Below are 11,492 nucleotides of genomic sequence, written 5' to 3' on the forward strand. Positions count from 1 at the left end.
CCGCGACTTTGTCTGTCTTTTCAGGAGGTGGGATATGGGCCTCAAACTCTATCGCAGGTCGGACTCCCCCAACTGGTGGCTCCGCGGAAGTGTCCGCGGCATCTCAGTCTATGAGAGCACCAAGACCGATAACCAGGAAGCGGCGGAAACGATCCGCATACTGCGGGAGCAGGAACTGCTCGACGAAAGCATCTTCGGGAAAAAGCACACCGTCACCTTTCATCAGGCTGCAGAGGCTTATCTGAGCAGCGGAGGTTCCGAACGATTTCTCCAGCCGCTTATGGCAGCGTTTGGAACCAAGCGATTGCGTGATCTTCACCAAGCCGATTTGGATGCCGCTGCCCGGAAGCTCTACCCTCAGTGCTCGGCAGGAACAATCAACCGCCAATGCCATACCCCATTTATCGCCGTCTGGAATCATGCGGCGCGCAACGTATGGGCGCCCGTCAGGCTATGGCAAAGGCCACGCAAGGCGAAGGGAACTGCCTACCGGAAGACCCGCACGAGAAGCGGCGACCGCCCTGTGGACTACGCACACGCAGCCCAATTTGTTGCCAATCTTTCGCCAGCACCTGCAATGGTGATGACGGCGCTTTTCTATACCGGGATGAGGCCGATCGAGCTCTTTACGTTAGAAGCGGGTGACGTCAACCTAGATCAACGTTGGATTGTGCTGCACAACACAAAGACGGGCGAGCCGAGAGGCGTTCCGATGCACGAATTCCTCGTCCCCCTCTTCGCATCCCTGTTGAAGAGGCGGGACAAGTGGCAGCAATTGTTTCGTACTTTCAAAGGCCGCCCATACTCCCTCATGGAAAGTAGCGGCGGCCAGTTGAGCAACGCGATGACCGGAGCAAGGCGGCGCCTGGCGAAGCGAGGAGTGCTCCTAACAGACATCTCGCCTTACACGGCGCGGCACACGGTTTCGACGCAGCTTGTTGTCAATGGGATCCACCCGCATATAAAGGATCAGATCCTGGGCCACGCGGTCGATAGCATGAGCCGACGATACACCCAAGTTCCGCAGGCTCCGCTTATCGCCGCGATCAACACATTGCCTGTGCCAGATCCTTGGCGCTGCCTGGAATGGTGGTCTGATCCGCTTGCCTTCTCTCGTCGGCATATCAAATGGGGGACGGTCCAGGCCGCTAGATGACCACCGCCCTCTCCTTCCTCGCCATCATCTCGGCCGGCCTGGCTTTCTGGCGGCCGACGATCTTCTCGATGTTCGCAGCGGCGCTGCTGAACGGCATGGCCGTGTGGGCGTGGTGGGGCTAGATTCGGTTCACTGGCACGGGGCGGTATAGATACGTCCCTGCGAATCCTGATAGCGGCACAGGTCGCCGTTGCGTGACCCGGCCGGCGTCGTTGCGGTTCCAACTGCCGCGCCTGCAAGCGCACCTACGCCAGCGCCCACAATGGTGCTTTTGGTATTGCGGCCGACCGCCTGCCCTACGAGCGCACCACCGGCGGCTCCGACCAAGGCTCCCGTTCCGGCTCGCCTGTCTTGCTCAGACGATGCGCATCCTGCGACGAGTGCTGCTGCGACCAATGCAATACCGATTTGACGTACCATAGCGTTCTTCTCCTTGATTGCGAGGCGACTATACGGATCGCACCCGACAAGGCAAACATTTGAGATCGGCAGGTCCATCACAAGCACCCACCGAGAACCTAGCGGAACACAGGCTTATTATTAGCGTTTCCTGAACAACCATGGAGGATAAGGAGATGTTCAGGTCTTGTATGGCAGTCCTTGCCGCTGCGTTTGTGTTTCACCCAGGCGCCTCCGACGCCTACCACGGCTGTGGTGGCGCCTCCTGGTACGCGTTGACCTCGAAAACGGCCTCCGGCGAATGGATGGATCCCACACAACTGACGGCCGCTCACAAGACAATGAAGCTGGGCACAAAGATCGAAGTCACCAACCCGATCAACGGCCGCAGCGTCGTTGTGCGGATCAATGACCGCGGACCGTTTGTACGCGGCAGGGTGCTTGACCTTTCGAAGGCGGCCGCCACGCAAGTCGGAATGATTACTGCGGGACATGCTAAGGTCTGCTATCAGGAGGTTGAGGACTCTGCCTGGCATCCCTACCTCCGCCGGCCCTCGACTGCGCGCCCCATCTGGTAGCTTCCCATGAGACTGAACGGCGGATAGCGAGGCGTCGCGAAAGGTTGAACGTCGATCTGCGCTCTAACGGAGCGACGGGGCTTCTCTGGAGTTTATGTGCGCTTCTCGGCATGCCGCCAAGAATTTCTCCCGCGCGGCATGAGGCGAGCCATTCCCGCACAGCGCCCCGATGCATGCACGTTTGGCGGCGAAGTAAGTTTCGCTACGCGCAGCGTCAGGCCAGGAGTGAGTGAGCGCGCTAAGAGCCTCTTCAGGGCATCTCACGACCTTGAGGAGTCTTTGGGGCGTGTCGATGCACACAGGCACGCCCCAACTCGCATGCAGTCCGACGGTGATGACGTCCCCCATAGCTTTCCTCCTATAAGGCCGGCAAGAATCAAGAACCTGCGAGGCGCATTGTTCCCACGCCACGGAAATTTTTTCAGGGTGCGGCCGGCGTGGCAGTGGATGAGCGACCATTGGCGTTGCTGCCGCGAGTGCGGTGCCGGCCGTTCTCGTGTGCTCCCCTAGCTATTTTATACACTTCGCTTCGGCTTCAACACTCTTTCGTAGCTTCGGCGTCCGGATCCTTCGTTATTCCTTCGAAGTACGATTCCTCCGGACGGACCTCGTCGGCGCAGCGTAACGTCCAGACCACAATCCCCTCACGACTGCGAGGCTCGAGAACCACCGCACGCTCGCGGCGTCAGATCACCAATCGTGAAACACCGGCGGCGGACGGCTAGGAAAGGTTGGCATTTTTTGAGGCTTCTTAACGTTCGCTTTTCGTATCATGAGCGAATTCTGTCCTGTGCCATTGTTCCCGCAGCGCGCCGATCTAACTGATCGATGGGCGGTCGTTCACCTCGATCCATCTTGCGCCAAATGAATGCACTCCCCTTCTAGAAACGCACCGCAAATGGGTTACGCCGCCAGATCGCAAAGTTGAGCGCCGAGGCGAAACTTACCCATGCCAGATAGGGCAGCAGCAGTACTGCTGCTCCTGGGCTGATCGGGTAGAACAGCACAATGGTCGCCGCGATCGAGAGCCAGAGCAGAATGATCTCAAAGAAGGCCAGGTCCACCCGATGAAGACCAAAGAAGATCGGTGACCAGGCTGCGTTTAGTATCAACTGAAGCGTGTAGACGGTGAGCGGCAAAGCGGCGTCGGACAATTCGCCCGCCCTCCAAACCAGCCACCCGGACAGGGCGATCATCGCGTAGAGAAGCGTCCAGACGGGCGCAAAGAGCTGATCCGGCGGGCGCCACGCCGGCTTATCCAACCGTTTATACCATTCTCCCGGACGAAAGACCGCGCCGGTGAAGCCGGCGGCGAAGGCGGCTAGCGCGAAGCCCAAAAGCATGAGGAACGAAATCATATTCATTGGAACCTATCGCACCACGATGTCGAGCGGCCGCTCGTTTCAGAACGCGCCGGGCACTCTGCCCTGCGACGCCCCGCACGCCGATTGCGAGGCCCAACGTCCCAGTGATGCCGAGCAACGGGTGCGTCGGCTTTTTGTTCCGATAGGATACTGGCAAGTTCATCACCAAGTTCTGAGAGCCCAGAGGGAACTGGTGCGCCTCTATTCCGTTTGAGTAGCACCCCGAGCCGATAGGAGTGCACGATGACGAGGAAAGCCCCATTCAACGAGCAGTTTCAGCCGCTGCTGGAGCCAGCAGACAATATGGACAAGGCTGTCCATGCGCTCGAATACATCGCGTATCAGATGTATAAAATACGCGAAGTCCTTGAGAAAAGTGGCACTCCCTCCTCCTGACTGCGTGTCGCCTTATAATTGCGGATTAGGCCATCAAGAGCCAAACGATCCCCTGCGCCAAAACCCCTAGCGTTGCCAGGATCAAAATCGCTTCGATAATCATCGCATTTCGCATGATCGTTCCTCAATCGATCGCGAGGAACTGGCGTTGGACTGAAAAGTTCCAACGAATCGTTAGGCTCTAACCTCTGCTTGCGGCTTATATTCCGCTCACAATCCAACGTGGCGAAAGCCTCCTTTAAGGCGGCAGATTTCACCCAATGTCGTAATTATGAGCGCGCAGAAACCATGACATGATCGCTTCACGGTGATCACGTTGCGTAAGTCGTACTTCCTCGAAACGAAGGACAGCGACAATGTTTCTGAGTAGCCTGGCACGCAGCCTGAAAGGCCGCGCCAACGATTTGTGGCTGAACATCGGGACAGCGGGGACCGCGCCTGCGGAATCGGTCGGACATGTATACTATGCAACGATCAGCTATCGCTGCATTCGGTCACTATTGGACAGTCTGGATCTATCCCATGACGATCGTTTTGTTGACGTCGGCTGCGGCAAAGGACGTGTAGTCTGTCTTGCCGCCAGGCATCGCCTCTCCCGAGTTACCGGTGTCGAGTATTCGACAACGCTAGCGAATGAAGCGAAACGGAACTCCGAAAGAATGCGAGGAAGGAAATCGCCTGTTCAGATCCATTGTAAGCCAGCAGAAGACTTCGACTATTCTGATTCTTCCGTCCTTTACTTCTTCAACCCCTTCGAAGCACCGCTGCTAGACAGCGTTCTGCAAAAAGCTCGCGCCGATAGACGGGACAGGCCTCTTCGCATGGCCTTCGTGATGGAATCCCCCGCTCAAAGAGATGTATTCGCCCGCCACACGTGGCTCTCGTGTTACAACCGCTTCGAAGACATCGACCACCACTTGGTCGCCTTCTATCGCAACAGTTGACGATCCTGCTAGATCCTGCGCCGGAACTCTTCTGTTTTTTAGAAGTTTCTCCATCGAGGGGATGGAGGATTTTGACACCTCACTCCCGACAGAGAGATGCCCCGCCTGGGGCTTTCGGTAAGCGGTGTTGCGCTCGCACCTTGACTGAGATTTGAGTTTCGATGCTTTGAACCTCAGCGTCGATGAGCGCGGTAACTCTAGGTCATTATCGACGTGGTCATGTCAGCCAGCCAGTGCCAATCCTCCCTGACGACCGATGTCCCTCTCAATTTCTCTGAGCAAGCTATCGAGTGCTGGATTTCTCGACTTGCGAGCCCGCCGGATAACGTATTCTAAGGACGGAGGCAGAGGCAGGCGGTCGGTCATTATCTGCATCTCCCCTCGGATATGGCGGTCACTCAGCAACGCTACGCCCATTGTCGCGTTGACGGCGGACACAATCCCGGCCGCGCTTGAGCACTCGAACACGGTTTCGAGAGTTGAGTTCTCCTGGCCAACGTCGAGTGCCCATTGTCGATAGAAGCATTCATCGTCGAACGACAAAAAAGGTATCGGTTCATCCTCCCGGATCAGCAACTCTGGATGCTTCACCCAGTGAAGGCCCTCTCTGTACAGGACCACGTCGTTCGGTCGCACCTCGTGGCTGAAGACCTGGACGATTGCAGCATCAAGTTCTCCGCGCTCCAGCATGGCGCGGAGAACCAAGCTCATGCGGACCTTGGTTCGGACCGCGACATTTGGGTGAAGCCGCTTGAAGCGGCCAAAAATGCGAGCGAGATCAGTACATGCAGTGTCTTCGGTGAGCCCCAATAGAAGTCTCCCCGCGAGTGGTGTCTTGGACAGACTTATCAGCGCCTCGTCATGCAGCCCAAGGATGCGGCCAGCGTAGTCCAGCAGGTCTTCGCCAGCGGCTGTGAACATCGGTCCTCCCGACCTCCGTCCGAGCAGCTCGCAATCTAGGCTAACCTCAAGTCTTTTGATCTTGTGGCTCACCGCTGATTGGGAGAGACCGAGTGCGGCGGATGCTTTCGTAATCCCGCCATGTTGGCGGATTGCGCAGAGCGCCCGCAAAGCGTCGATTTCGAGGCGGCGACTGTTCAGCTCGTTCATGGCCGTATCCGTTTTATTGTCCGTGGAACGAGCCTACCACGAACCTTGCAAATCATGACAGAGATTCAAAAAATGTCATGCGTCCATCGATATTTGTCATGTGCGATTTCTGCGCTTTCCCCGTACCGGTAGATCGTGTTCCTCGCGATAGAGCCCCAATGACCGACACCTCTCTACGTTCCGTCTCTGCCAGTCGCCATCCACTGTTATGGCCATTGCTCGCAACGCTTCTCATCATCGGATGGAGTTCCGGGTTTGTCGGTATTCGATATGCCAACCAGGAGGCGAGCGTCATGCTTCTGCTCTTCTGGCGGACTTTGCTCTCGGGTTTGATCCTCCTGCCCTTCGCGTTGGCCATCGGACCCAGGATATCGATGCGTGCGGTCAGGGAGCAGGCGCTATTCGGCATCATGGCGGTCTTCCTTTATCTGGGAGGCTTCGCGCTTGCCATAGAGCAGAAAGTGCCAACCGGGTTGGTCGCGCTTATCGCCGACCTTCTTCCGCTCGCCATAGCCGCCCTTTCCCAGCCCGTCCTCGGTGAGCGGCTGACGCAACGGCAATGGCTGGGCACCGCGATTGCCGTCGTCGGCGTCTTGATCGTATCCTTCGACAGCCTCGGTTTCGGCACCGCTCCGATCTGGGCATACTGTCTGACGGTCGGTTCGATGCTGGTGTTCGCCGTCGCCTCGGTCCTGCATAGGAGACGCAAGACTCAACACATGCCGGTCCACCAGAGCCTTTGCATCCAGACGCTGATGGGGTCGGTTCTCTTCGGCCTGTGCGCATTGACGCAGGGCAGCCTTGCTCCACCGATGACCCGAGACTTTGCCATCGGGATGGTCTGGCTAGTCCTGATCGCAACGTTCCTAGCGTATGCGGTCTACTATACCAGTCTTCGACTGTTCCCGGTTGCCAAGGTGAGCGCCGCCATCTACCTCAGCCCACCCGTGACAATGCTATGGGCCTGGATGTTGTTCTCGGAGCCTCTGACCGTCGCGATGTTCGCCGGGCTGGCGGTGACCTTGGCTGGCGTATGGCTGACCTCACGGGGCTGACCATTGCGCAATCGGCGGCTACAATGCATTGGAAGAACATTGGTGGGCCTATCGCTGTCCCTGACAAACGTTACGCGGCCTGATGATTCCAGGGAAGCAGATCATCGATCTGGCTCTGCTTATGCCCTCTGACGATGGCTGAGAGCGTGCGGGTCAGGTAGACTTGTGGGTCGACGGCATTGAGTTTGCAAGTTTCGATCAGCGAGGCGATAGTCGCCCAGTTCTCGGCCCCGGCATCGTGCCCGGCAAAGAGTGCGTTCTTCCGATTGAGGGCTATCGCCCGGATGGTCCGCTCGACGCTATTGTTGTCGATCTCGATGCGGCCATCGGTCAGGAAGAGCTTCAGGCCATCCCAGTATTTGGCGATGTAGCCCAAGGCGTCGCCGAGCGGTGACTTCGTCGCGACACGGGCACGGTGATGGACGAGCCAGGCCTGCATGTCGGCGACGAGCGGCGCAGACCGTTCCTGTCGTCCGGCAAGTCGAGCCTCTGGATCGAGGCCACGCAGTTCGCCCTCGATCCGATAAAGTTCACCGATCCGCTTGACGCCGTCCTCCGCGACTGGACGGAGGTTCCAGTTTGGGACCGTGAACGGCTGTAGCCATTCGCCGATTGAAGGATTTGTAAGACGTAACCTTGTATAAGGAAGCTCGGCTGTTCGCGTTTTCAGTTAGAGTTGATTTTATGTCTTCTACAAACGTAACCGACCCGTCCCGCCGCGTGCGTTGGAGCTTGGCGGCAAAGGTATTTACGACGCTTATGCTGCTGGGGGCGATTGCGGTGCTGGTAACCGGTGTGCTGGGTTACTTCCGCGCCCGCGACGCTCTCGAAAGGGCAGTCTTCGACCAGCTTACGGCCACCCGCCAGGCCAAATCGCGCCAGGTCGAAGACTACTTCCGCAGGATCGAGGCTGAGCTGCGGCTCCTTGCCACTTCCAAGATGGTGGTCGACGCAACACGAACATTCCGGATTGCAGTCGACGAGCTTGACCGCGCAGCGACGTCGTCCGAGTTGCACCAGAAGGTCAGCAACTGGTACACACAGAACGTCATCCCCGACGTTGAGCGCGTTCTAGGCCGAGAGCCGAATTTGGCCGACTACCTGCCGGTCGGCGCCGCGCCCTACTATCTCCAATACAATTACATCGTCGCCAATCCGCACCCCGTGGAGCGGCGCCAGCTTCTCGACGATGCCGGTGATGGAAGCGACTACAGCAGACTTCACGCTCTGTATCATCCATCGATGCGGGCCGCAGCCGCAACGGTCGGGTTCTTCGACCTCATGGTAGCCGACCCCAAGTCAGGTCGCCTCATCTACACGGTGGAGAAGGAAGTGGATTTCGCCACGTCCCTCCAAATCGGTCCATATCGCCGTTCCAACGTCGCCGCTGCCGTGGCCCGCTGTGCCGTAGCTCCCGACCGCTCGGCCGTCTGCCTGGAGGATTTCGCCTCGTATGCACCGTCAGGCGGGGCGCCAATCGCGTTCATGGCATCGCCGGTGATTGACCAGGGCGTCGTCATCGGAGTGCTCGTCGCGCAATTGTCGAACGAGGAGATCGACAACGTTGTCACCGGCGGTCGTCGCTGGCGGCAGGAGGGATTTGGCGACACGGGCGAAGCCTATCTCGTCGGGCCAGATCACCTGGTCCGCTCGGGCCCAAGGGCTTTCTATGAGAATCACGAGAACTACTATGCAGAACTGAAAATTGCCGGCACCTCGGACGAGGAGATAGAGGCCATCCAGCGCTATGGGACGCCAGTGCTGCATCAGCGCATCGACACCAAGGCCACACAGGCAGCCCTCGCTGGGGTCGAGGGTACGGGCAAGATTGTCGGCTACCGTGGGGTGCCGACACTGGCTTCTTGGGGACGGCTCGAGATCCCCGGGGTCAAATGGGCCTTGGTCGCCAAGATCGACAGCGCTGAGGCGTTCGCGCCGATCTACCAACTGCGCAACGATTTACTGGTCGTCGGAGGATTGGCGCTGCTGGTGATGGCAGCAACCGCCGCTTGGCTTTCGAAAGCGCTCCTTGGGCCGCTGCGTGAGCTCACTGCCGGGGTAAAACGCTTCGCAGCCGGCGACTACGGTGCCAGCGTGCCGGTCCGTACGCACGACGAGATAGGCCAGCTCTGCTCGGCCTTCAACGGCATGGTTGAGGATTTGCGCGAAAAGAGTGTCGTTATCGAGAACAAGAACCGCGAGAATGAGCAGTTGCTGCTGAACGTCCTGCCAGCGCCGATTGCCAATCGCCTGCGCGGTGGCGAGGCCGGGATTGCCGACGGCTTTGCTGAGGTCACGGTCGCTTTCGCCGACATTGTTGGCTTCACGGCTCTGACTTCGGAAATGCCGCCGCAGGAGGTTGTAACGTTTCTCAACGGGCTGTTCTCGCGTTTCGATGCCGCCGCCCAGGACCTCGGTATCGAGAAGATCAAGACATTGGGCGATGCCTATATGGCAGTGTGCGGCCTGCCCGAGCCAGTGGCCAACCACGCCGAACGCATGGTGCGTATGGCCATCCGCATGGTCCACATCGCCCGTGAGCATGCCATGGAGCACAATATCGAGATGAAGATTAGAGTCGGCGTCAACACAGGCCCAGTCGTCGCCGGCGTTATTGGGAAGAGTAAGTATATTTATGACTTGTGGGGCGACACAGTAAACCTAGCGAGCAGGATGGAATCGGGAGGGGTCCCCGACTCTGTTCAGGTGACGCGCCCGGTCTATGACCAGCTCAAGGGACAGTTCGCCTTCGAGCCGCGCGGCCCAATTGAAGTCAAGGGCAAAGGTAAAGTTGAGGCGTGGCTCTTGAGATTGTAGGGCGGGGGCTTCTGTACGCTCGGTTCTATACCGTAGCGGCAAAGCGCAAGGGCTCTGCCAGCGCGGCACAAAACGCGGGTTTGGCCCAAAGCATCCACAATCGCCACATCCATTTCGGCGGCCTCGCCAAACCAATTGTCAGTGCAAGAGCTGATCGTCGAACCGCAGCGTTAGACCGTGCGACCGGGGATACGAAGGATTTCAAAGTTCGGCATGTCGATCATGTCCGCGACTCGCTCGAAGCCTCTTTGATTGAGTTCCGCCACAAGCCCGGGCTTTGGCCCAATGTCTGAAATTTTCGCGTTAAGATTCGCCATGGGGGAGTTGAACACAAGGGGCCGGGCGCACCAACCCAAAGCCCTGCCACTCAGGTGCCCGTCGAGCCGCTTGACTCCTCGCCGCGCCATGGCAGGTTGCGCCGATGACTACCGACTCCGTTTCCCACCCGCCGCGCTGCCCGAACTGTGGGGCAGACTATTACGAGCCGGCTCCGTTTGGGTCTGAGGCGCCCGGAAGTGCGTCCTGCTTAGTTTGTGGCCGAGCAGCGCCGCCGGCCAACTGGGGGCCGTCACAAAGATCGGATAGACCAGAATGCTCCAGCGATGGAAAAGGAACCGGCCATGACGCCCGCCCGCTTCACCGAATGCCTGCTACACATCCGATGGACGCCCATCAATCTGGCGTCGGCGCTTCAATGCCACCTGTCATGGGTGGAAGCGCTAGAGGCTGGAAACGAGGAAATTCCGGCTGATCTCGCCGCGTGGCTTGAAACACTGGCGCAGGCGCATGAAGCTTTGCCACCACCAACTACCTATCGCGGAAAGATGTCAGAATGATCGATCGCCTCATCCTGGACGAAGAGGTAGACGAAGCGCTGGAGCGCGCGCGAAAGGTCTTCAGTTGGCCGCGCCAGGACGCCGTGCGGTGGAACTGACTGAACGGCCACCAAATATCTGCACGTGCGTGTCTTGGACGAAGACAGCGAGACGGGGGAACGGCTTGAGCGGTGCTTTACCAGTTGTTCAGGATGTGAGTGCAGTTTTGTGCAAGGCGCGACTAGCGGCAATTTTCGGCTCAAAGCGGCGGAACGATCTAGTGGCCCGGCCGTTAAGCACCATCCGCGTCCACTGTTCCAAACGGATTATCAAATGACCTCTGCGACAGTCGCCCTCTTGGTGGAAGACGAAGCGCTTATTCGGATGATGGTAGAAGATGTTCTCCTGGGCGAGAAAATCGAGTCCGTCTCGGTCGGCCGCGGGGACGCGGCGATCCAAAAACTCCAAGAAAATGCCGCACGATTTCACGTCATTATTACAGATATTCGTATGCCTGGAACGATAGACGGTTGGGGTGTAGGACGCGCTGCGAGAGAGCATTCACCAGATGCCGTGGTGATCTATATAACGGGCGACAGTGCCTCGGAATGGGCAGCTAACGGCGTCCCAAATAGCATTTTGCTGGAAAAGCCCTTCACTGACGGTCAGCTTGTCAAGGCAATCAGAAGCTTAGTCCGCTAGTCGGCACGGCCCTCTCGAAGACGGCAAATGAGTCAATTTTCGGCATGATTTATGATGGAAGTGACCTGCCACTGAACTTTCATCCAAAGGCGATTAGAGTTTCGGCGTTTTTTGATACGCCAGTTGGCGCGGTGTGAGCAACCGGTGGCAACGCGA

The 11,492-nt window shown here is 58.3% G+C and carries 14 protein-coding genes and 2 pseudogenes; 10 read left to right on the top strand and 6 right to left on the bottom strand.

The annotated features are described in order from the left end of the window. The first annotated feature begins 34 nt into the window (after positions 1-34). Entirely contained in the window at positions 35-1,156 is a 1,122-nt protein-coding gene (locus tag GGQ64_RS16665; RefSeq protein ID WP_183806349.1) for a tyrosine-type recombinase/integrase, read from the top strand. Then, positions 1,153-1,278 carry a hypothetical protein gene (locus GGQ64_RS28105; protein ID WP_281380539.1) on the top strand — a complete coding sequence of 42 codons (126 nt, stop codon included), beginning with the start codon at positions 1,153-1,155 and terminating at the stop codon, positions 1,276-1,278. Before GGQ64_RS16665 ends, GGQ64_RS28105 begins: the two co-directional genes overlap by 4 nt. 7 nt (positions 1,279-1,285) lie before the next feature. On the opposite strand, the gene GGQ64_RS16670 is transcribed toward GGQ64_RS28105, so the two are convergent. Beyond that, the gene (locus GGQ64_RS16670) at positions 1,286-1,576 is read right to left on the bottom strand and encodes a YMGG-like glycine zipper-containing protein (protein WP_183806351.1); all 291 of its coding nucleotides are present in this window, start codon (positions 1,574-1,576) and stop codon (positions 1,286-1,288) included. A 170-nt stretch (positions 1,577-1,746) separates the two neighbouring features. On the opposite strand from GGQ64_RS16670, the gene GGQ64_RS16675 reads away from it, so the two are divergent. Then, positions 1,747-2,133 (top strand): septal ring lytic transglycosylase RlpA family protein, encoded by a 387-nt coding sequence (locus GGQ64_RS16675; protein ID WP_246422702.1) that lies wholly within the window; start codon positions 1,747-1,749, stop codon positions 2,131-2,133. Between the two features lie 63 nt (positions 2,134-2,196). Here the strand turns inward: GGQ64_RS16675 and GGQ64_RS28325 are convergent, their stop codons facing one another. The 3 genes and pseudogenes from GGQ64_RS28325 to GGQ64_RS16685 all read right to left on the bottom strand — a co-directional run bounded on the left by GGQ64_RS28325 (position 2,197) and on the right by GGQ64_RS16685 (position 3,497). Continuing rightward, positions 2,197-2,592 (bottom strand): DUF982 domain-containing protein, encoded by a 396-nt coding sequence (locus GGQ64_RS28325; RefSeq protein WP_425488514.1) that lies wholly within the window; start codon positions 2,590-2,592, stop codon positions 2,197-2,199. A gap of 100 nt (positions 2,593-2,692) precedes the next feature. Next, positions 2,693-2,842: pseudogene (locus GGQ64_RS27820) on the bottom strand (non-homologous end joining protein Ku); the annotation flags it as partial. 172 nt (positions 2,843-3,014) lie between these two features. After that, positions 3,015-3,497 carry a TspO/MBR family protein gene (locus GGQ64_RS16685; RefSeq protein ID WP_210300274.1) on the bottom strand — a complete coding sequence of 161 codons (483 nt, stop codon included), beginning with the start codon at positions 3,495-3,497 and terminating at the stop codon, positions 3,015-3,017. Positions 3,498-3,740: 243 nt separating this feature from the next. Here GGQ64_RS16685 and GGQ64_RS16690 point away from each other — a divergent pair, with 243 nt between their 5' ends. Both GGQ64_RS16690 and GGQ64_RS16695 read left to right on the top strand, forming a co-directional pair. Beyond that, on the top strand, positions 3,741-3,893 hold the full coding sequence (locus tag GGQ64_RS16690; RefSeq protein ID WP_183806356.1) for a hypothetical protein: 153 nt from the start codon (positions 3,741-3,743) through the stop codon (positions 3,891-3,893). Between the two features lie 356 nt (positions 3,894-4,249). Continuing rightward, positions 4,250-4,837 carry an SAM-dependent methyltransferase gene (locus tag GGQ64_RS16695; protein WP_183806358.1) on the top strand — a complete coding sequence of 196 codons (588 nt, stop codon included), beginning with the start codon at positions 4,250-4,252 and terminating at the stop codon, positions 4,835-4,837. A 222-nt stretch (positions 4,838-5,059) separates the two neighbouring features. Here the strand turns inward: GGQ64_RS16695 and GGQ64_RS16700 are convergent, their stop codons facing one another. Next, on the bottom strand, positions 5,060-5,947 hold the full coding sequence (locus tag GGQ64_RS16700) for a LysR family transcriptional regulator (protein WP_183806360.1): 888 nt from the start codon (positions 5,945-5,947) through the stop codon (positions 5,060-5,062). 158 nt (positions 5,948-6,105) lie between these two features. Between GGQ64_RS16700 and GGQ64_RS16705 the strand changes: the two genes are divergently transcribed. After that, entirely contained in the window at positions 6,106-7,002 is an 897-nt protein-coding gene (locus tag GGQ64_RS16705) for a DMT family transporter (protein ID WP_183806362.1), read from the top strand. A 70-nt stretch (positions 7,003-7,072) separates the two neighbouring features. Here GGQ64_RS16705 and GGQ64_RS16710 read toward each other — a convergent pair. Continuing rightward, positions 7,073-7,567 (bottom strand): annotated as a pseudogene (locus GGQ64_RS16710) (IS66 family transposase); the annotation flags it as partial. A gap of 119 nt (positions 7,568-7,686) precedes the next feature. Between GGQ64_RS16710 and GGQ64_RS16715 the strand changes: the two are divergent. From GGQ64_RS16715 to GGQ64_RS16730, 4 genes are all read left to right on the top strand, one after another. Further along, positions 7,687-9,819: an adenylate/guanylate cyclase domain-containing protein gene (locus GGQ64_RS16715; protein WP_246422729.1), complete on the top strand. Its 2,133-nt coding sequence runs from the start codon at positions 7,687-7,689 to the stop codon at positions 9,817-9,819. Beyond that, positions 9,801-10,112 (top strand): hypothetical protein, encoded by a 312-nt coding sequence (locus GGQ64_RS16720; protein WP_183806364.1) that lies wholly within the window; start codon positions 9,801-9,803, stop codon positions 10,110-10,112. The genes GGQ64_RS16715 and GGQ64_RS16720 overlap by 19 nt, the downstream gene beginning before the upstream one ends. A 327-nt stretch (positions 10,113-10,439) precedes the next feature. Continuing rightward, complete coding sequence (locus tag GGQ64_RS16725; protein WP_183806416.1) at positions 10,440-10,655, top strand: hypothetical protein; 216 nt, start codon at positions 10,440-10,442, stop codon at positions 10,653-10,655. 312 nt (positions 10,656-10,967) lie between these two features. Beyond that, positions 10,968-11,336 carry a response regulator gene (locus tag GGQ64_RS16730; protein WP_183806366.1) on the top strand — a complete coding sequence of 123 codons (369 nt, stop codon included), beginning with the start codon at positions 10,968-10,970 and terminating at the stop codon, positions 11,334-11,336. Positions 11,337-11,492 lie beyond the last annotated feature (156 nt).

Source organism: Mycoplana azooxidifex (assembly GCF_014196765.1).
GTDB classification, from domain to species: Bacteria; Pseudomonadota; Alphaproteobacteria; order Rhizobiales; family Rhizobiaceae; genus Mycoplana; species Mycoplana azooxidifex.

What these genes read in the sequence shown, in the direction of transcription:
- GGQ64_RS16715 (WP_246422729.1), top strand. Translation starts at nt 7,687, where the DNA reads ATGTCTTCTACAAACGTAACCGACCCGTCCCGCCGCGTGCGTTGGAGC.
- GGQ64_RS16730 (WP_183806366.1), top strand. Translation starts at nt 10,968, where the DNA reads ATGACCTCTGCGACAGTCGCCCTCTTGGTGGAAGACGAAGCGCTTATT.
- GGQ64_RS16675 (WP_246422702.1), top strand. Translation starts at nt 1,747, where the DNA reads ATGGCAGTCCTTGCCGCTGCGTTTGTGTTTCACCCAGGCGCCTCCGAC.
- GGQ64_RS28105 (WP_281380539.1), top strand. Translation starts at nt 1,153, where the DNA reads ATGACCACCGCCCTCTCCTTCCTCGCCATCATCTCGGCCGGCCTGGCT.
- GGQ64_RS16665 (WP_183806349.1), top strand. Translation starts at nt 35, where the DNA reads ATGGGCCTCAAACTCTATCGCAGGTCGGACTCCCCCAACTGGTGGCTC.
- GGQ64_RS16690 (WP_183806356.1), top strand. Translation starts at nt 3,741, where the DNA reads ATGACGAGGAAAGCCCCATTCAACGAGCAGTTTCAGCCGCTGCTGGAG.
- GGQ64_RS16725 (WP_183806416.1), top strand. Translation starts at nt 10,440, where the DNA reads ATGACGCCCGCCCGCTTCACCGAATGCCTGCTACACATCCGATGGACG.
- GGQ64_RS28325 (WP_425488514.1), bottom strand. Translation starts at nt 2,592, where the DNA reads ATGGTCGCTCATCCACTGCCACGCCGGCCGCACCCTGAAAAAATTTCC.
- GGQ64_RS16685 (WP_210300274.1), bottom strand. Translation starts at nt 3,497, where the DNA reads ATGAATATGATTTCGTTCCTCATGCTTTTGGGCTTCGCGCTAGCCGCC.
- GGQ64_RS16670 (WP_183806351.1), bottom strand. Translation starts at nt 1,576, where the DNA reads ATGGTACGTCAAATCGGTATTGCATTGGTCGCAGCAGCACTCGTCGCA.
- GGQ64_RS16695 (WP_183806358.1), top strand. Translation starts at nt 4,250, where the DNA reads ATGTTTCTGAGTAGCCTGGCACGCAGCCTGAAAGGCCGCGCCAACGAT.
- GGQ64_RS16700 (WP_183806360.1), bottom strand. Translation starts at nt 5,947, where the DNA reads ATGAACGAGCTGAACAGTCGCCGCCTCGAAATCGACGCTTTGCGGGCG.
- GGQ64_RS16705 (WP_183806362.1), top strand. Translation starts at nt 6,106, where the DNA reads ATGACCGACACCTCTCTACGTTCCGTCTCTGCCAGTCGCCATCCACTG.